The sequence below is a fragment of the Streptomyces sp. NPDC005899 genome (assembly GCF_040629645.1).
Lineage (GTDB): Bacteria > Actinomycetota > Actinomycetes > Streptomycetales > Streptomycetaceae > Streptomyces.
In genome coordinates, this window is sequence record NZ_JBEXWB010000087.1 from 1 (window position 1) to 19,327 (window position 19,327).

At 70.6% G+C, this 19,327-nt stretch carries 19 protein-coding genes; 15 read left to right on the forward strand and 4 right to left on the reverse strand.

What is annotated here, in order from left to right:
- The 4 genes from ABZ371_RS13240 to ABZ371_RS13255 all read right to left on the reverse strand — a co-directional run.
- Positions 1-662 (reverse strand): acyl-CoA dehydrogenase family protein (locus tag ABZ371_RS13240; protein WP_358677757.1); only part of this gene is annotated, 662 nt, incomplete at its 3' end.
- A 4-nt stretch (positions 663-666) separates the two neighbouring features.
- Complete coding sequence (locus ABZ371_RS13245; protein ID WP_358677759.1) at positions 667-1,140, reverse strand: SCP2 sterol-binding domain-containing protein; 474 nt, start codon at positions 1,138-1,140, stop codon at positions 667-669.
- A gap of 71 nt (positions 1,141-1,211) precedes the next feature.
- Positions 1,212-1,475, reverse strand: a complete 264-nt coding sequence (locus ABZ371_RS13250) for a hypothetical protein (RefSeq protein WP_358677761.1) — start codon at positions 1,473-1,475, stop codon at positions 1,212-1,214.
- A 190-nt stretch (positions 1,476-1,665) separates the two neighbouring features.
- The gene (locus ABZ371_RS13255) at positions 1,666-2,886 is read right to left on the reverse strand and encodes a helix-turn-helix domain-containing protein (RefSeq protein WP_358677763.1); all 1,221 of its coding nucleotides are present in this window, start codon (positions 2,884-2,886) and stop codon (positions 1,666-1,668) included.
- A 682-nt stretch (positions 2,887-3,568) separates the two neighbouring features.
- Here ABZ371_RS13255 and ABZ371_RS13260 point away from each other — a divergent pair.
- From ABZ371_RS13260 to ABZ371_RS13330, 15 genes are all read left to right on the forward strand, one after another.
- Positions 3,569-4,504, forward strand: a complete 936-nt coding sequence (locus tag ABZ371_RS13260) for a hypothetical protein (RefSeq protein WP_358677765.1) — start codon at positions 3,569-3,571, stop codon at positions 4,502-4,504.
- Positions 4,505-4,806: 302 nt separating this feature from the next.
- A complete protein-coding gene (locus ABZ371_RS13265) occupies positions 4,807-5,466 on the forward strand; it encodes a hypothetical protein (protein WP_358677768.1) in 660 nt (219 codons plus the stop codon).
- A gap of 288 nt (positions 5,467-5,754) precedes the next feature.
- A complete protein-coding gene (locus tag ABZ371_RS13270) occupies positions 5,755-7,263 on the forward strand; it encodes a DUF6801 domain-containing protein (protein ID WP_358677770.1) in 1,509 nt (502 codons plus the stop codon).
- A 702-nt stretch (positions 7,264-7,965) separates the two neighbouring features.
- On the forward strand, positions 7,966-8,949 hold the full coding sequence (locus tag ABZ371_RS13275; RefSeq protein WP_358677773.1) for an ATP-binding cassette domain-containing protein: 984 nt from the start codon (positions 7,966-7,968) through the stop codon (positions 8,947-8,949).
- A complete protein-coding gene (locus tag ABZ371_RS13280) occupies positions 8,946-9,800 on the forward strand; it encodes an ABC transporter permease (RefSeq protein ID WP_358677776.1) in 855 nt (284 codons plus the stop codon). Before ABZ371_RS13275 ends, ABZ371_RS13280 begins: the two co-directional genes overlap by 4 nt.
- 3 nt (positions 9,801-9,803) lie before the next feature.
- On the forward strand, positions 9,804-10,607 hold the full coding sequence (locus ABZ371_RS13285) for an ABC transporter permease (RefSeq protein ID WP_358677779.1): 804 nt from the start codon (positions 9,804-9,806) through the stop codon (positions 10,605-10,607).
- Complete coding sequence (locus tag ABZ371_RS13290; protein WP_358677782.1) at positions 10,607-11,914, forward strand: MCE family protein; 1,308 nt, start codon at positions 10,607-10,609, stop codon at positions 11,912-11,914. Before ABZ371_RS13285 ends, ABZ371_RS13290 begins: the two co-directional genes overlap by 1 nt.
- A complete protein-coding gene (locus ABZ371_RS13295; RefSeq protein WP_358677785.1) occupies positions 11,911-12,942 on the forward strand; it encodes an MCE family protein in 1,032 nt (343 codons plus the stop codon). Before ABZ371_RS13290 ends, ABZ371_RS13295 begins: the two co-directional genes overlap by 4 nt.
- Positions 12,939-13,955, forward strand: a complete 1,017-nt coding sequence (locus ABZ371_RS13300; protein ID WP_358677788.1) for an MCE family protein — start codon at positions 12,939-12,941, stop codon at positions 13,953-13,955. Before ABZ371_RS13295 ends, ABZ371_RS13300 begins: the two co-directional genes overlap by 4 nt.
- Position 13,956: 1 nt before the next feature.
- Positions 13,957-15,108, forward strand: coding sequence for an MCE family protein (locus tag ABZ371_RS13305; RefSeq protein ID WP_358677791.1), 1,152 nt, complete (start codon positions 13,957-13,959; stop codon positions 15,106-15,108).
- Positions 15,105-16,316, forward strand: coding sequence for an MCE family protein (locus tag ABZ371_RS13310; RefSeq protein WP_358677794.1), 1,212 nt, complete (start codon positions 15,105-15,107; stop codon positions 16,314-16,316). Before ABZ371_RS13305 ends, ABZ371_RS13310 begins: the two co-directional genes overlap by 4 nt.
- Complete coding sequence (locus ABZ371_RS13315; RefSeq protein WP_358677797.1) at positions 16,313-17,587, forward strand: MlaD family protein; 1,275 nt, start codon at positions 16,313-16,315, stop codon at positions 17,585-17,587. Before ABZ371_RS13310 ends, ABZ371_RS13315 begins: the two co-directional genes overlap by 4 nt.
- Positions 17,584-18,105, forward strand: coding sequence for a hypothetical protein (locus ABZ371_RS13320; protein WP_358677800.1), 522 nt, complete (start codon positions 17,584-17,586; stop codon positions 18,103-18,105). The genes ABZ371_RS13315 and ABZ371_RS13320 overlap by 4 nt, the downstream gene beginning before the upstream one ends.
- 74 nt (positions 18,106-18,179) lie before the next feature.
- Positions 18,180-18,707, forward strand: a complete 528-nt coding sequence (locus tag ABZ371_RS13325) for a hypothetical protein (RefSeq protein ID WP_358677802.1) — start codon at positions 18,180-18,182, stop codon at positions 18,705-18,707.
- A 45-nt stretch (positions 18,708-18,752) separates the two neighbouring features.
- Positions 18,753-19,250 carry a hypothetical protein gene (locus tag ABZ371_RS13330; protein WP_358677805.1) on the forward strand — a complete coding sequence of 166 codons (498 nt, stop codon included), beginning with the start codon at positions 18,753-18,755 and terminating at the stop codon, positions 19,248-19,250.
- Positions 19,251-19,327 lie beyond the last annotated feature (77 nt).

The window sequence follows — 19,327 nt, forward strand, 5'->3', positions numbered from 1 at the left end:
TCGAGGAAGACGTCCGCCGTGTGCGAGGCACGCAACCCCAGCTTCTTGACGGCCCGGCCCGCGGTCAGCCCGCGCGTGCCGGGCGGCACGACGAAGGCCGCCTGGCCGCGCGCGCCGAGCGCCGGGTCGACCGAGGCCACGACCACGTGGACCGCGGCGATCCCGCCGTTGGTGATCCATGCCTTCTGCCCGTTGAGGACCCATTCGTCCTTGGCCTCGTCGTAGCGGGCCCTGGTGGTCATCGCGGAGACGTCGGACCCGGCCTGCGGTTCGGTGACGCAGAAGGCCGCGACCTTCGGCTCCGTCTCGTCGCCGTAGCACTGCGGGACCCATTCGGCGAGCTGGTCGGGGGTGCCGGAGGCGAAGATCCCGGCGACCGCGAGCGAGGTGCCGAAGAGCGCCATGCCGATACCGGCGTCGCCCCAGAACAGTTCCTCGTTGGCGATCTGGAGGGACAGCCCGCTGGGATCGCCGTACATGTCGGCCAGCGACTCGAAGCCGTAGAGGCCGATCCGGGCCGCCTCCTGGATGACGGGCCAGGGCGTCTCTTCCCGGGCGTCCCACTCGGCCGCCGCGGGCCGTACGACCTGGGCGGCGAAACCGTGCACCCAGTCGCGCAGATCCCGCTGCTCCTCGGAGAGGGCGAGGGAGAAGTGGCTCACGGGCTCAGGCCTTCGGGATGTCGAAGTAGCGGGTGAGCCCGGAGGCGAGGCCGACGTCACCGGCCACCTTGAGTTTGCGCGTCATGAACATCGTCACGGGGTTCGCGTTGCCCGACACCAGTCTGAGGAACTGCGCGTCGCCCATCACCAGGGTCGTGCGGGGGTCGGCCTCCGAGCGGCCCTCCCGCACCGTGCAGGTCCCGTCGGCTATCGAGGTCTCGTACACCAGCTCGCTCCCACCGGTGATCCTCCAGCGGATCAGGGCCCGCAGGGGGCCTGCCGCCTCGGGGCGGAACTGCTGCCGCATCCGGCCGAAGACCTCGCCCAGGATCCGGGTGCGCAGCTCTCCGCGCATCACGTCGCCGAGCTGCTCGGTGGACAGGCCCTTGACGATCCGCGCGAACTCCTGGGGGGAGACGGCGGCGAAGTCGAGTCCGGACAGGTCGTCCGCGAGGTTGCCGGGGGCGTCGTCGGGCACGGAGGCACTCCTTACTCCAGGGTCAACTTACTTCGGAGTAAGGTAGAGGCGCCGCCGCGTCCGCGCAAGCGTCACCACGCCCCGCCGGGGCGCACCGCCAGCCGGGGGTGATGAGCGGCGAGCACCTTGTTGGCCCGCGCCAGCTCGGACAGGGCCTGCTCGCGGTCGGCCTGGTCCTCCACGCAGAGCCGCGGGCCGCGGAACCTGCGCACCTCGCGGGCGGCGCAGTCGGCGTCGAACTCCGCCTCCAGGATGTGCGGCGGGATGCAGGACCCGATCAGCGCCGCGACCCGGTCCGGGATCGGCACGGGGACGAGCAGGTGCGAGGCGGTCATGTGGTTCCCTCTCGGATGGTCGGCCAGGAGGTGGTGCTCCGCGATGGCCGGTGGGCCACTGCTCCTCCATGTCTACGGGACGCAGTTCCGGGTTTCTCGGTGAGAACGTCTCCGTGTCGCAACCGTTTGGGACTGACCGTCTATTTCGCGTTACTCGAAGGTAAGTTGCTTACCGGACCGGGTTGTGATGTCACATCAGGTGCGCCCGCGGGGGGGTGCGCGTACGCAGACGCAGCGCGCGCAGGACCGCTTCCGTGGCGAACCGGTCCTCCGGATCGGTCAGTTGCCTGCCGAAGATGGCCTCCAGGCCGCGCATGCGGTAGCGGACGGTCTGGGGATGCACGTCCAGCAGTTCACCCATCTGTGCGGCCGTGCCCCGGGTGTCGAGCCAGACGCGCAGGGTGTCCAGCAGCCGCTCCCTCCGGGTCGCGCTGATCCCGGAGACCGGTGCGAGTTCACGCTCGGCGAGATGGTCCAGGAGGGCGGGGTCGCTGAGGAGCCACAGGGTGACGAGGTGGTCCTCGCACCGGACGAGGGGCAGGTCGTCGATGACCCCCGCGTCGATGAGCTCGACGGCGCGGCGGGCCCAGCGCACCGAGTCCGAGGCGTCGGCGGTGGGTACGGTCAGCCCGATCACGGCCCGTGTGCCGGTCAGGGCGCGGTCGAGCACCTCCTGCCGCGCCTCGTCGACGGGGCCGGGGAGCAGCAGGTGCGGCTGGGGGTCCCCCAGATCGACCAGGGCGTCCGGCGGGAGGTCGGCGGGGTCCACGCCGACCGGGGTGCGGACGGCGACCAGGGTGACGGTCTCCGGCAGCGCCCAGCCGGTCTGCTCGCACAGCTCGGCTATGGCGGTGCGGGGCACCGGCCGGCCGGCGAGGATCAGGTGGAGCAGCCGGCGGCGCATGGACTCGCTCTGCTGGTCGGACCGGGCCTGGACCTCGAGATAGCCCTCGCGGGACAGGGACTCCAGCTCGTCGACATAGGCGAACAGCGCGTCGGCGAAGCTGAGCATCAGGGTCGGTGAGAAATGGTGGCTCCGCCCCACCTTCTTCGCGCGCCTCAGCGCGATTCGCGCGCCCAGCCGGTACGCACCCTGGAGGGCGTCCATGCCGCGCCCCTCGTACGCCTCGAACCGCCCGAATCTTCGGCACATGTCGTCGCGTAACACGGTCGGGGTCGACGGCTCGGCCACCAGGTCGACGAACGAGGAAAGGCTCTGCTCTACGCCGAGCCGAATGGACTGGCCGTTGGGGCCGTTCAGCAGGCGCGCGTACTCGGGATACGCGCGCGTCACTTCCATACCTATCTCTTTGATCAGGCTCGGCAGTTCCGGGCGCATGATCGCGGCGAATTCCTGGGGGAGGGGCCCCAGCGGGTCGCCGGTGTCCAGCGGCTGTATGAGTCTCGGCATGACCGTCCCCTTGCTCTCCGGTGCCCGGTGTGGGTGAGGCAGTTGGGGGAAAGCGCTCCCACGGACCGACAGGTGTATACCAACTTCGGCGCCGAAGATAGACCAAGCCGGACGAGGTGCCCACCGGTCGGACAAGATCGAACTGCAAGGGGCACACAACTCGGCCCGGTTATGGGGCTTCCGTGCAGGTCGGGCGCGAATGCTCACTTCCGGACAATCTTTTCGGCCGCGTGTCCGACCCGGGCCTGCCGGTAACCCAGGGTAACGGGGGCAAGTGCGACAGGCGGCTCCGGGGCGGCCGCCCGGCCCTCTTGGCACATTCCGTCATCGTGATCACGGTAAGGCCCCGGGAAGGCGTCCGCCGGCGGCTTCCGTGCGCACCCCCTGACAAAAAGACCGGTGCGCCTGCTCAGATCAGGATCAAAAATCCGGGACCGGAAAGATCTTCGGGCGACGGGATTGTGTCGCTGTGTTTCCCGCGAGTAACATCACGCCTCGTCGAATTCGGACAGGAAATCCGCCCGAATACCGTGCTCGGCGAATCCGTGTTCGGCGCCACTCACGACGTACCGCACACATCGAGCCGTCAGCGCATGCCATCCCTCGCGCCGTGACGTGACGATGAGCCATTCAATTCCGTGCTTCTGTGCCGCCTTTCCGGTGGCAGTCAAGAGGGGACCACATGAGATCCGTTTCGAACAGGACGCGCATCGGGACGCTGGCGGCCATTACCGCTTTCGGCGCGTTGTTCTCGACCGGCACGGCGACAGCGGCGACACAGTTGCAGGGCCACTGGGCACCGCACGACCGCTGTCCGGTGGACGCTCCGGCCATGCTCGCGGCGGACGGGGTCGACAGCGTGGCCACGTGCATCTCCTCGCGGTCCGCAAGCGGCTCCATCAAGCTCGGGAACACGGTCGTCACCACCGGCGACACCGACCTGCAACTCGGCGTGCTCCAGCGGAGCGACGGCACGACGAGCCTGGTCGCCCCCGCCGAGGGTGCGCTGGTCGCCGATTCCGCCGAGGTCCCGGGCGGCCTGCTCGGCCTGATGTGCCCGAGCGGCGTGCCGGTCGTCTCGGCCATCTGCAGGCAGATCACCAGCGTCGAGCTCAACCGCATCACGGCCACCATCGAACCGGCCGGCGCTCCCCGCGACTTCAACATGGCGGCGGCTTTCACCACCGACGTGCCGATCCTCACCCTGCCGGTCCGGATCCATCTGAGGAACCCGCTCCTCGGCGACAAGTGCTACATCGGCACCACCTCCAAGCCCGTGCTCCTCCGGCCGAAGAACGCGACGGCGCCCGCGCTCTCGCTGCAGCGGTTCGCGGGCAACGGGGTCCCGGACGACGAGAACGGCGTCATGGGCCGGTACACCTTCGAGGACGCCGACCAGGCCGACACCACGTTCGCCGTACCGGGCGCCAGCGGCTGCGGAGCCGGACTCCTGGACTGGGCCGTGAACCTCAAGACGGGGCTGCCCTCGGCCGCGGGCAAGAACAACCTCACCCTCGACTCCACGTCGACGTACTTCGCCAGCCCGTACGCCCCTTCGGACCACGCGCCGAACGAGGGCAAGGCGCTGGCGGGCTTCTGGCACTCCGCCGCACAGTGACGACCGGGCCGGGACGGGACTGAGAACTCCACGTCCGCGACCGCCGATTCCTCCGGGGAGCGGTGGCGAGGACGTGGCGCGGTACGGCAATTCCCCCGTCCGGTCCGGGCTCCGCGCCGGTACGGCGAATTGACGGAAACGAGCACGCGAGTGCCACGACGGATCAGCGCCACCTCACTTCTGCAAGGCGAAGCCGCCCGTTCCGGGCGGTCCGCCGGCTCCACGAATCCGTACCGATCCGGCGGCCTCGTCCGCGAGCGCCGACCGGACGGTCACATCCCCGACGGAAACAGGAGAAACACATGTTCAAGAAGGCTGGCATACTCACAGCGGTCGGCGCCGCGGCCGCGGCGGTCGCCCTGGCCGCGCCGTCCGCCGTCGCCGGTCCCACCGCCGCCTGGACCGTCACGCCGACCGGCAACTTCACCGGCACGGCCGGCGTGACGACGCTGACGGACAACATCGGCAACGCCATCAAGTGCACGACCGCGTCGGCGTCCGGCAACGCCCCCACCTCGCCCACCGCGGGACCGCAGCTCGCCTCGATCACGGCGGCGGCGTTCAACGCGCCCTGCACCGGGCCGTTCAGCAGTACGTGGACGATCACCAGCACGGTGCCGTGGAAGCTCAACGGCACCTCGTACGCGACCGGCGGGACCAACGGCACGGGCGTGACCACCGGCAACATCAGCACCATCTCCGCCACGGTCACCGGCTCCAGCGTGCTCGGCGCCTGTACCTTCAAGGTGACCGGGTCGGTCAACGCCAAGTACAACAACCCGTCCACCGGCGGGTCCAACGGCACACTCGACGTGGCCCCGGCCGCGACGAGCCCGCTGCTGCTCACCATCGGCAGCAAGGTCGGCCCCGGATGCGGCATCGTCGGGTCCACGGCGACCTTCAAGGGCGTGTACACGATCAAGCACACCTCCGGCGTCTCCCCGGTCATCAAGTACAGCTGACGCCGGGACCGGTAGTACCTATCGCCGGCGGACGGCCCGGTCGCCTTCGGGCGGCCGGGCCGTCCGCCCCCCGCCTCCACTCGTCGGTCGACAGTTTCCCGCAGGGGACTTGTCACCGACTGCCAACAGTCACCGGTCCACGAGGCCGTGGGGGGACGCCGCTTCGACGCACGCTTCCCAAGGGGTGGGGCCGCGCGTACCGTACCGCCGAGTAGGCCGGCCGGCGCGTCCCGGGGGAGCGGACGGTCCGGTCCCTGCCCGACGCCGCATCCCGAAGGGTACGAACACATGGCAGCCCGAGTGCGTCGGACGACGCGTCACTCCTCGAGAGTCGCCGCAGGCAGCCTGCTGATCGCTGTCGCGACCTTCCTCCCCGGCCCGGAATCGGCGGCGGACGTACCGCGGCGCGAGGTGCCGGTCGACTACACCTGCCGGTTCCTCTCCGGTGCGTACCCGATGACCGTCGTCCTCACCGGCACCATCCCGGCCGACGGGACGGCGGGCCGGCCGCTGGAGCCGCGGGACATCGCCCTCACCACGGACCTGCCGGCGCCCGTCGTGGCCGAACTCGCCGGCCTCGGCGCCGCGTCCGTCTCCGCGCGGGCGGACCTCACGGTGGTGCACGCCCAGGGCGACGAGAGGGCCACGGCCGACTGGGCGGGCCTCTCCGCGCCCGCGCGGGACGTCGTCGGCCAGGGCGGAGTGACACTCACCGCGTCCGGCCCGGTACCCGCGGCCACGTTCGGCGCGGCGGGCAGGGCCACACTCTCCGCCTCGGACCTGACCCTCTCCCTCAGTCCCGTCCGGGCGGACGGGACCCCGGTCGAGCCGCCCGTGATCGAGGTCGGGTGCGGGCTCACGGAAGCGTCCGGCGGCACACTGGCCACCGTGGCCATCGCAGGGGCGGAGGGGGCCGAGGGGACGGATGAGGCGGACCCGGAGCCGGGAAGGCCCGAGGAGCCCGCGGAGCCCGGGGGGACCCGGGACCCGGGGGAGGCCCTCCCGGGCGCGCCGCGGATCCAGGGAGAGCTTCCCGTCGGCGTCAAGGAGCGGTGGGAGGCGGCGCGGCGGCGGACCGAGGCCCTGGCGGACGGCCCCGAGCCGTGCCCGTTCCCCCCGATCCCGCTGCCCACCCCGGCGGACACCTACGTGGCCGGCTACACCAACGTCAGGAAGATGGACGCTGCGGCCCTGCTGGGGCCGGCGCACCTGAACGTCACGCTGATGAAGGAGTACATCCCGGACCCGTGCACCAGCACCTTCAAGGTGCTGAGCGAGGCGCAGTTCGAGTACGAGGGGCGCCGTCAGCTCCCCCCGGCCAAGGGCACCTTCCTCACCTACGGCTTCATGCCGACCACGGCGACGATGGAGCTGGTGCAGGTCGGCGGGCCGGCGCGGATCGAATCGGTCAGCGTGACCAGCGACCCGACCATGCCGGAGTACACCACGGTCACGGCGGAGTTCGACCTCCGGATCCGCGACGTCGAGGTCAACGGCGTCCCCCTCGACGTGGGGACCGGCTGCCACACCGTCGAGCCGGTGAAGCAGACCCTGCACGCGTTCGGCACCGGTAACCCGCCGTCGGGATACACCGTCAACCGCGGAGGGTCCATGGACGGGGAGACCTACGTACCGGCGTTCACGGGCTGCGGCACCGACGAGGACGTGTCCGCCCTGCTGACCTCGTCCGTCTCGGGCGGCGGGAACTACATAAAGATCACCCAGGCACCGCTGTGCGTCCTCAACGACACCGCCAGCGTCGACTGCCCGGCCAGGAAGCCGAAGCCCGAGCGCTGACGGCCGCGCACCGGCCGGCGGACCCCCTTCCTCGCGTGAGGGGGTGCCGCCGGCCTTTTCCGTTTTCCGGAGTTCCCCAGGCTCCCCCCATGGCCGGGGTCTTCCGGTCCGATGACAAAGACGGCCCCTACGGTGGTGCGCCGGTGTCCGTGAACACTCACCCACGGACAATTTCCGCGCGTTCCGTGCTCACCTCCGTACACATACCTCCGGTGCGGCGGATGTCCTCGCGGAATTCTTCGTGAGCGGTATTGCGCAGCCAGGTTACTCACCCGTAGCGTCCCGGTTGGGCGGACCGGGAACGTGTTCCCGCCCGCTTGTCCGACGCACGACGGGTCCTGGTCGCGCCCCACCTGACCAGGATTCACCCGGGAGTTCCCGCGCGGTGACGCCCCCACCCGGGGCGGAGTCGCCCCACTTCCGGGGGCCCCGCGGTCCGGCCCTCCCCGGGCTGTGGGACCCCGGCGCACACGGAAGGCTTACGCAGATTCCGACAAGGTCGCGGCCGGGACTTGTCACTCGGTGACAAGTGGCCCGCCCGAAGATCGAAGTCCGGCGATTTCCGCTGTTCAACGGCTTGTCCTGGCGGTTTCGGCGGACATAGCGTGCGCCTCCCGGTGCACGTGTGACGAGTCGCCCTTGCATTCACCCGGAGCCGGAGCGCGGACAGATGACGTCTTTCACCCCTTCGAAGGAGGGCCGATGGGAATCGAAGTAGTCGTCGAGGGCCTCACGAAGTCCTTCGGCAAGCAGAACATCTGGCAGGACGTGAGCCTCACGCTGCCCGCCGGTGAGGTGAGTGTCATGCTCGGTCCCTCCGGCACCGGGAAGACGGTGTTCCTGAAATCCATCATCGGCCTCCTGAAACCGGAAAAGGGCCGCGTCCTCATCAACGGCGTCGACATGGTCAACAGCCCCGAGCGGGAGATCATGGAAACCCGCAAACTCTTCGGGCTCATGTTCCAGGACGGCGCCCTCTTCGGTTCGATGTCCCTCTTCGACAACATCGCCTTCCCGTTGCGTGAACACACCCGCAAGAAGGAATCCGAGATACGGCGCATCGTCATGGAACGCATCGACATCGTCGGCCTGCTCGGTGCCGAGGAGAAACTACCCGGCGAAATATCGGGCGGAATGCGCAAGCGGGCTGGCCTCGCCCGCGCCCTCGTCCTCGACCCGCAGATCATCCTCTGCGACGAGCCGGACTCCGGGCTCGACCCGGTCCGCACCGCCTACCTCTCGCAGCTGCTCATCGACCTGAACGCGCAGATCGACGCGACGATGCTCATCGTCACCCACAACCTCGACATCGCGGCCACCGTCCCCGACAACATGGGGATGCTCTTCTGCCGCAACCTCGTCACCTTCGGGCCTCGCGAGGTGCTGCTCACCAGTGACACCCCCGTCGTCGCCCAGTTCCTCGCGGGACGCCGGGAAGGGCCCATCGGCATGTCCGAGGAGAAGGACGCGGCCACCCTCGCCGCCGAACGGACGACCGGCGACGGCCACGCGGCCGGCCCCCGCGCGGTCGTGCCGCAGCTGGAGCCCTCACCCGGGCTGCCCGTGCGTCAGGGGGCCCTGCGCCGCCGGGAACGGGTGCTGTCCATGATGGGCCAGCTGCCGGAGGCCGCCCGTACGGCCATCATGGACAGCTACACGCCGACCCTGGGCGGTGGGCGCCGGTGACGGCCCCCCTGCCGGTGCGGCCCCCCGGGCCGCCCGCCCCCGGGCCCGCCCCCGCCGAGCGGGCCCCCGGGCGGGCAGCACCGTCGAGACTGCTGGCCCCACTGCGCCAGACCGGGCACCTGTTCGCACTGGCCCTGACGGTCGCCCGGGCCGTGTTCCGCAGGCCGTTCCAGGTGCGGGAGTTCGTCGAGCAGTTCTGGTTCGTCGCCAGCGTCACCATCCTGCCCGCCGCCCTCGTCTCCATCCCGTTCGGCGCCGTCATCGCCCTCCAGGTCGGCTCCCTCACCGAGCAGCTCGGCGCCCAGTCGTTCACCGGCGGCGCCAGCGTCCTCGCCGTCATCCAGCAGGCCAGCCCGCTCATCGTGGCCCTGCTGATCGCCGGCGCGGCCGGCTCCGCCATCTGCGCCGACCTCGGCTCACGCAAGATCCGTGAGGAGCTCGACGCCATGGAGGTCATGGGCGTCTCGCCCGTCCAGCGCCTGGTCGTCCCGCGGGTGCTGGCCACCATGTCCGTCGCGGTCCTGCTCAACGGCCTGGTCTCCGTCGTCGGCACGCTCGGCGGCTACTTCTTCAACGTGATCATGCAGGACGGGACGCCCGGCGCCTACCTCGCGAGCTTCTCCGCCCTCGCCCAGCTGCCCGACCTGTACGTCGGCGAACTCAAGGCGCTCGTCTTCGGGTTCATCGCGGGCATCGTCGCCGCCTACCGGGGACTGAACCCCCGCGGCGGCCCGAAGGGCGTCGGCGACGCGGTCAACCAGTCCGTCGTCATCACCTTCATGCTCCTGTTCGCCGTCAACATGGTCCTCACGGCGATCTACCTCCAGATCGTCCCCCCGAAGGGGGGCTGAGCGATGTCGATGCTCGGCTGGCTGGACCGCTCCGGCGAACAGCTCACCTTCTACGTACGTGCCCTGATCTGGATCCCCAGGACCCTGCGCCGCTACCTGAGGGAGGTGCAACGACTGCTCGCGGAGGTCGCGTTCGGCAGCGGCGGCCTCGGGGTCATCGGCGGAACCATCGGCGTGATGATCGCGATGACGCTCGCCACCGGCTCGGTCGTGGGCCTCCAGGGCTACGCGGCCCTCGACCAGATAGGCACCTCCGCCTTCACCGGCTTCGTGTCCGCCTACTTCAACACCCGCGAGATCGCCCCGCTCGTCGCCGGGCTCGCCCTCTCCGCGACCGTCGGGGCCGGCTTCACCGCCCAGCTCGGCGCGATGCGGATCAACGAGGAGGTCGACGCACTCGAGGCGATGGGCGTGCGGTCCATGCCCTACCTGGTCACCACCCGCATCATCGCCGGTGTCGTCGCGATCGTCCCGCTCTACGCGGTCGGGCTGCTCTCGTCCTACGTCGCCTCCCGCTACATCACCGTCCTGTTCAACGGCCAGTCGGCGGGCACCTACGACCACTACTTCAATCTCTTCCTCTCCCCGGACGACGTGCTGCTGTCGGTCCTGAAGGTGCTGATCTTCAGCGTGCTGGTGATCCTCGCCCACTGCTACTACGGCTTCCACGCCACCGGCGGCCCCGCCGGGGTCGGCGTGGCCGTGGGCCGGTCGGTGCGCAACGCCATCGTGCTCATCAGCGTCACCGACTTCTTCCTGTCGCTGGCCATCTGGGGCGCGACGACCACGGTGAAGGTGGCGGGCTGATGTTCACCTCGACAGCGCGGACGGTGCGCCGCAGGCTCGCCGGCGTGGCCTTCGTCCTCGTCCCCGCCGTGCTCGTGTGGGTGTCGGTCTCGGTGTACCGGAAGGACTTCACCGAGGACGCCACCGTGACCGTGCGCACGGGGAGCGTGGGCAACGAGATGCACGACAACGCCGACGTGAAGCTGCGGGGTGTCGTCGTCGGGCAGGTGCGCGACATCCGGACGGACGGTGACGGCGCCCGCCTCACCCTCGCCATCGAACCGGGCCGGCTCGGGCAGATCCCCGCCGACGTCACCGCGCAGATGCTGCCCACGACCCTCTTCGGTGAACGCTTCGTCGCCCTCGTCCCGCCGCCCGTACCGTCCGCGCGGACGCTGCGGGCGGGCGCGGAGATACCGCAGGACCGCTCCAGCAACGCGATCGAGCTGGAGGAGGTCCTCGACAACGTCCTGCCGATGCTGACCGCCGTCAAGCCGGAGAAGCTCGCCGCCACCCTGAGCGCCGTCTCCCAGGCGCTCCGGGGGCGCGGCGACAAGCTCGGCGACACCCTGGTCACCCTCGACGCCCACCTCGAGAAGTTCAACCCCCAACTCCCGGCCCTCAACGCGGACATCAAGGAACTCGTCAAGGTGAGCCACCTCTACGCGGACGCGGCGCCCGACGTCCTGGACGCGCTCACGGACTTCACCACCACCAGCGGCACGATCGCCGAACAGCAGGCGCGGCTCGCCGGCCTGTACGGATCCACGACCGCGTCCGCCCAGGACCTCACGTCCTTCCTGCGGAAGAACAAGGACAACCTCATCCGCCTCTCCGCCTCGGGCCGGCCGACGCTGGAACTCCTCGCCGAGTACTCCGACGCCTTCCCCTGCACCCTGCGCACCATGGCCGGATTCGTCCCCGCGATGGACAAGGCGCTCGGCAAGGGCACCGACGAGCCCGGACTCCACGTCAGCGTCAAGGCCGTCGAGTCCAGGGGCAAGTACGTCGCCGGCCGGGACACCCCGGTCTACGACGCCACCGGCGGCCCGCACTGCTACTCGGTGCCGTACGTCGGCAGGTCGGCGCCCACCGCCGACGTCCGTACCGCGGGCGCCACGGACGGAACCCGGGCCGCCGGGGAGGAGGCGCCGGACCGGTCCGCCGCCCCCGGCGGCGCCCTGGGCATGCCCAACTCCCCGCAGGAGAGCCGCCTCGTCAACGAACTCGTGGCCCCCTCACTGAAAGTACGGCCGCAGACCCTGCCCGACTGGAGCAGCGTGCTCATCGGTCCAGCCTTCCGCGGTACGGAGGTGAAGCTCAAGTGAAGCGCCGCTCCCTCACGGGACCGCTCGTGAAATCCCTCGTCTTCGTCGTCGTGACGGCCCTGGCCACCACCGTCCTGGCCCTGTCCATCGCCGACACGGGGGTCGGTGACACCACCTCGTACAAGGCGAGGTTCACCGACGCCACCGGCCTGGTCGTCGGTGACAGCGTCCGGATCGCCGGTGTCAAGGTCGGCCAGGTCGAGTCCATCGAGGTCGCCGACAGACGCCTGGCCGAGGTCGGCTTCGCCGTACGCAAGGGCCGCGAGCTGCCCGCCTCGGTGACCGCGTCGATCAAGTACCTCAACATGGTCGGCCAGCGTTACGTCGACCTCGACCAGGGGGCGGGGCCCGTCGGCGCGGACTTCCGGCCGGGAGCGACCATCCCGCTCTCCCGGACCACCCCCGCGCTCGACCTCACCCAGCTCTTCAACGGCTTCCAGCCCCTCTTCGAGGGCCTCTCCCCGCCGGACGTCAACCAGCTCGCCGGCTCCATCGTGCAGGTCCTCCAGGGGGAGGGCGGCACCGTCGACAGCATCCTCACCCACGTCGGGTCGCTGACCGGCACCGTGGCGGCGAAGGACAAGGTGATCGGTGAGGTGATCAAGAACCTCAACACGGTCCTGAAGACCGTCAACGACCGCGAGGCGGGCTTCGACGAGCTCGTCGACACCCTCCAGAAGCTCGTCACGGGGTTCTCCGGGGACCGCGAACCGCTGGGGAAGGCCGTCACCGCGATGGGCGCACTCACCACGGTCACCGCCGACCTCCTCCAGGACGGCCGGGAGCCGCTCAAGAAGGACATCGCACAACTGGGGCGCCTCACCGAAGGACTCGACGGGAACGCGCCGAAGATCGAGAGCTTCCTGAAGAGGACACCGGCCAAGATGACGGCCATCACCCGCCTCGCGTCGTACGGCTCATGGCTCAACCTCTACCTCTGCGAAGCGAAGGTCAGCGGTGTGACCACCGACGACGGCAGCGCCCCGCCCACCGGCATCACGATCAGCCGGCCGAGGTGCCAGGCATGAGAATCAGACCCGTACGGGAACGCAACCCGGTGGCCGTCGGCATCGCCGGACTCCTCTTCCTGGCCCTGCTCGGTCTCGCCGCCTACCGGTCCGACGCACTGCCCTTCATCGGCGGCGGCACCGCCTACAGCGCCGACTTCACCGAATCCACCGGACTCGACTCCGGGGACGAGGTCCGGATCGCCGGGGTCAGGGTCGGCGAGGTCACCGGGGTCTCCCTCGACGGCGCCAGGGTGAAGGTCGACTTCACGGTGAAGGACGCCTGGATCGGCGACTCCTCCACCGTCGGCATCGCCGTCAAGACCCTCCTGGGCGAGAAGTACCTCGCCGTCGACCCGCTCGGCGACGCACCCCAGGACCCGGGTTCCCGCATCGCCGTGAGCCGCACCACCTCCCCGTACGACGTCACCCAGGCGTTCAACGGGCTCGGCGAGACCATCGAGGAGATCGACACCGCCCGGCTCGCCCAGAGCTTCCGGACCATCTCCGACACCTTCAAGGACTCGCCGCCCGACGTGCGCAGCGCCGCGAACGGGCTCTCCGCCCTGTCCAGGACGGTCTCCGAGCGGGACGCGCAGCTGGCCACCCTCCTCAAGGGCAGCAAGCGGCTCACCAAGACGCTCGCCACCAGGAAGAGCAGCTTCGAGACCCTGCTGGAGGACGGCAACCTGCTCCTCGGGGAGATCCAGGCCCGCCGCGACTCCATCCACCTGCTGCTCACCGGGACACGGGACCTCGGCACCCAGCTCAGCGGACTGGTCGCGGACAACAACAGGCAGCTGAAGCCCACGCTCGACTCCCTCGGCCGGGTCACCGCCGTCCTCGTGAAGAACCGCAAGAGCCTCGACAAGGTGCTCTCACTGGCCGGCACCTACAACCGGCTCGTAGGCAACACCCTCGGCAACGGCCGCTGGTTCGACAACTACGTCTGCGGGGTCGTCCCGAAGAACTACCTGCCCGCAGGCACCCTCCCGAAGAACGACTGCATGTCACCGAAGCAGGGAGGCCGCTGACATGAGGCGCACACGCGTCATCGGCATCGGTGCCGGACTGGTCCTCGTCGCCGTGGCCGCGACCTCCGGGGTGACGGCCGTGAAACAGCAGGGCACGACGACCGTCACCGCCTACTTCGACCAGGCCACCGGTGTGTACGCCGGGTCGGACCTGCGGATCCTCGGCGTCAGGGTCGGCACCGTGGAGTCCGTGCGGCCGCAGGGCGAGGAGGTCAGGGTCACCCTGCGGCTCGACGAGGGGATCGAGGTGCCCGAGGACGCCCACGCCGTCGTCGTCGCCCCCAGCCTCGTCGCCGACCGGTACGTCCAGCTCGCACCGGCCTACTCGGGAGGACCGCGGCTCCAGGACGACGCCGTCCTGCCCGCCGCGGGCAACGCCACGCCCGTGGAGGTCGACCAGCTGTACGCGTCGATCACGGAGCTCTCCACGGCGCTCGGCCCGGACGGCGCGAACACCGACGGAGCGCTCTCGGCGCTCCTGGAGACCGGCGCCAGGAACCTCGACGGCAACGGCAAGGCCATCGGTGACTCCGTCGAGCAGTTCGGGAAGGCGGCCAGGACACTCGACAGGAGCAGCGGCAACCTCTTCGACACACTGTCCTACCTGCAGACGTTCACCACGATGCTGAAGGACAACGACGGCGACGTGCGGGCGGCCGAGCAGCAGCTCAACTCCGTCACCGGCTTCCTCGCCGACGACAAGGAGAACCTCGGCGCGGCCCTGAAGGAACTCAGCACCGCGCTCGGCCAGGTCAAGGGCTTCATCCGGAAGAACCGGGGCGCCCTGAAGAAGAACGTGGACCTCCTGGTGCCCCTGACCCAGACCCTGGTCGACCAGCGCGCCTCACTGGCCGAGTCCCTCGACACCCTGCCCCTCGCGGCAGGCAACGTACTCAACGCCTACAACCCCGCCCACCGCACCCTGGACGGGCGCACCGACCTGAACGAGCTGTCCATGGGCGGCCCCCTGGTCGAGCCGGACACCGCGCCGGCCGCCGCCGGCCTGGAAGGCCTGGCCCCGGTCGGCACCGAGCGGCGGAAGTCGCTGCCCGTGCTGCCCCTGCCCGCCGTGGGAACCGTCTTCGGGACCCCGGCCGACGGTGGGAAGGCCGGGAAGCCCGGGGTGGGCGAGACGAAGGAGGGGAACCGATGAGCCGCGCGCCGCGCAGACCCGGAGTCCGCGCGACCACGGGCCTCGCCGCCCTGGTGGCCCTCGGGGCCGCTGTCGCGCTCGTCGCCGGCACCGTCGACGTACCGTCGTTCACCGGCATCGAACAGGTGCCCCTGCCCGGTGGAGCCGACCTCGGTGACCACCCGTACGAGATCACGGCCGAGTTCGGGGACGTCCTGAGCCTCGCCCCGCAGTCCTCCGTCAAGGTCAACGACGTGGCCGTGGGACGGGTCACCAGGATCGCCCTGACCCCGGGCGGCTGGACCGCCAAGGTCACCATGCGCGTCAACGGGAGGATCAGGATGCCCGCCAACGCCTACGCCCACCTCGAACAGTCCAGTCTCCTGGGCGAGAAGTTCGTCCAGCTCTCCCCGCCCGCCGACGGCACGGCCCGTGGCTCGCTGTCCGACGGCGACGCGATCCCGCTCGTCCGCACCAACCGCAATCCCGAGGTCGAAGAGGTCTTCGGAGCCCTGTCCATGCTCCTCAACGGCGGTGGCGTGGCCCAGCTGAAGACCATCACCACCGAGCTGAACAAGGCACTGGCCGGGCAGGAGCCGCAGGTCCGCTCCATGCTGACCCGCGTCGACACCCTCGTCACCGACCTGGACGGCCACAAGGAGGACATCACCCAGGCCCTCGACGGCGTCAACCGGCTGGCCGCGACCCTCGCCACCCGCAAACAGGAGGTCGGCACGGTCCTCACCGGCCTCAGTCCCGGACTCAAGGTCCTGGAGAAGCAGCGCGGCTCCCTGCTGACCATGCTGCGCTCCCTGGACACACTCTCCACCGTCGCCGTCGACACCGTCGACAGGAGCAAGGCCGACATGATCGCCGACCTCAAGGCCATCGCGCCCACCCTCACCGCGCTCGCCGACTCCGGCGACGACCTTCCGGACTCCCTCCAGGTGCTGCTCACCTACCCGTTCACGGACGAGGTCCTGCGTGGTGTGAAGGGCGACTACCTCAACGTGTACCTCGACGTGACGGCCGTGCCGGGCACGCAGATCATCCCCGCCCTCACCCCCGGCGACCCCACACCCACCTACCCCGGCGCCCAGCAGCGGTCCGGGGCGGCGGCCCTGCCCCTGCCGCTCCCGTCGGTCACCCCCCCGGACACACGCTCCGGCAGCCCGTCCCCGGACGCACCGTCCGGCAGGCCGTCCGGCAGGGAGGGCACCAGCCGATGATCACCACCGCCGTCCGGCTCAAGAACCTCGCCTTCCTCGTCGTCGCGGTTTTCGTCCTCGGCTACCTCGGTGTGCGTTACGCCGACCTCGGCCACTACGTCGGCCTGCGCGGCTACTACACCGTCAAGGTGCAACTACCGCGGACGGGAGGGTTGTTCACGCACTCCGACGTCACCTACAGAGGCGTGTCCGTGGGCAGGGTCGGTCCGATCGGACTCACCGACGACGGTGTGGAGGCCGAGCTGCGCATCGAGAACGACGCGCCGCGCATTCCCGACAGCCTGCGGGCCGTCGTGGCCAACCTCTCCGCGGTCGGCGAGCAGTACATCGACCTGCGGCCGACCCGCGCGGACGGGCCCTTCCTGGAGAACGGCTCCGTCATCGACCAGGTGGACACCACCGTCCCCGCCCCCGTCACCGACGTCCTCACCAGCGTCGACGACCTGGCCGCCTCCGTCGACGCCGAGGCCCTGCGCACCGTGGTCGACGAGTTCGGGGCGGCGTTCGAGGGGCGTGGCGACGACCTCCAGGTGCTGCTCGACACGGGCAGCGACTTCGTCGAGGCCGCCGACCGGGCGCTTCCGGCCACCACGAAGCTGATCACCGACGGGGAGACGGTCCTGCGGACCCAGGCCGAGCAGGGCGAAGCCCTCAAGGGCTTCGCCTCGGGCGCCGAGGAACTCGCCGCCCAGTTGAAGGGGTCCGACACCGACCTGCGCAGACTGATCACCGCCGCACCGGGTGCCACGGAACAGATCAGCGGGCTCCTGCGGGACCTCGATCCGGCTTTCGGCGTCGTGGTCGCCAACCTCCTCACCACCTCGGAGGTCGCCGTCACCCGCCAACGCGGGCTGGAGGAACTGCTGGTGAAGGTTCCCGCGGTCGCGGCCGCCGGTGCGAGCATCATCGACGAGGACGGCAAGGCACGCTTCGGAATGTCGGTCACCTTCTTCGAGCCGCTGCCCTGCACCGCGGGCTACGGCTCCACCACCTACCGCCCCGGCACGGACCTGTCATCCGCACCGGCCGTCAACACCGAGGCCCGGTGCGCCTCGCCGCCCGGTACGGGAATCAACGTGCGGGGAAGCGCGAACGCCCCGAAGGGCGGTCCCGTACCGGCGCCCGCGACGCCTGGATCCACCCTCCTCGGCAGCACGGGCAGCACGGGCAGCACGGGCAGCACGGGCAGCACGGGCAGCACGGGCGGCGCCCCCGCCCCGGAGCCGGCCGACGGCATGGCCGGCCTGCTGGGCCTGGGAGGCGGCGCGTGAACGACCGTGCGAAGACACTGGCGGGCCGGGCCCTCCTGTTCACCGCCGCGCTCGTCTGCGCCCTCGGAGTCTGGTCGTACGCGCAGGCGCGCGGCGACGACTCCCTGGCGTACGCCAAGGCCCGTGACGCCGCGCTCGCTGACGGCAGACGGCATCTGGCCCGGCTGAACACCATGGACGGCAAGGACGCGGGCAGCGTCGATGCGGGCCTCACCGCCTGGCTCGGCTCCTCGACGGGAGCGCTGCACGACCGGCTGGCGAACACCCGGAAGAAGGACGCCGCCTCCCTGACCCGGTCGGGGGCCACGGCGCGCGGCAAGGTCACGGACGCGGCCCTGACCGCGCTGGACGAGAGGGCCGGGACGGCGGTCCTCATCGCGACCGTCGACGTCGGCATCACCGAACGCGGCGGCAAGGGCGGCACGGAGCGCAAGCGTTTCGAGGTGACCCTCGCCCGCACCGGTGAGGGCTGGAAGGTCAGGGCACTGGACGCGATACCGGCCGGAGGCGGCTCGTGAAGGAGACCGGAGCAACGACCACGCGGGCCGCCGGATCCGGCACCGAGGCGGGCATCGAGGCCACGGACCCGCCGCTGCCCGGGAGTGCGCGCAGGCCCGGCCGCGTACGAGGGCTCCGGGTGCTCTCCGGGGTGCTGGCCGTCGCCCTCCTGGCCACGGGCGGCGTGCTCTTCGCCGAGGGCCGGCAGCTCCGTGACACCCCCGCCACCGCCAACCGCGCCCTCACCGACAGCGAGGCGACCACGCGGGTCACCGGTGACGTGAGCAGCGCACTGGCCAAGGTCTTCTCGTACAGCCCGCAGGCCACCGCCGCCACCAGGAAGGCGGCGGAACAGCTCCTCGCCGGAAAGGCGCTCGAGCAGTACGCCGCACTGTTCGGCCAGGTCGAGAAGCAGGCCGCCGACCAGGAACTCACCCTCACGAGCCAGGCCGTACGCGCCGGAGTGACCCGGATGGGCGGTGACAGCGCCCACCTCCTCGTCTTCCTCGACCAGGTCTACGAGCGCCGGGGGAAGGCCACCACCACGGCGGCGGCCCAGCTGTCCGTGACCGCACGCCTGCGTGGCGGCCACTGGAAAATCGTCGAGATCACCTCCAGGTAGGGAGAGGCACCGATGGCACGGGAACGGACGACGAGGAACCCCCTGGTGGTGACCGCGATCGCGCTGACCGTCGCGGCGGCCGGCGCCGCCGGCTGGGCCGGCTGGTCCCGCTACGACGCCGCGCACGACGACTCCGCGGCCTACGCACAGGCCCGCGACGAGGCCCTGGCGGCGGGCGAACAGGCCGTACAGAACATGAACACCCTCGACCACGCGCACCTGGAGAAGGGTCTCGACAGCTGGGAGGACTCGACCACCGGCGATCTGCACTCCCAACTCGTGGGCGGGCGAGCCGCTTTCGTCAAACAGATCGAGGCGGCGAAGACCGTCAGCACCGCCGAGGTCCTGTCGGGAGCGGTGACCGAGCTGGACGACCGGGCCGGCAGGGCCGGGGTGATGGTGGCCCTGCGGGTCACCGTCACCGCTCCGAAGGGCAAGCCCGCCGTGAAGGAGAGCCGGATGCTCGGGCAGCTGACCCGCACCCCCGCGGGATGGAAGCTCAGCGCCCTCGGCCAGGCGCCCGTCGGCAACACCGCCGGCTGACCCGCCCGCGCCCGCCCCCGCCCGAGAGGACCACTGACATGTCGACGACCCGACACCTCGTGAACCGCCGCCGCCGG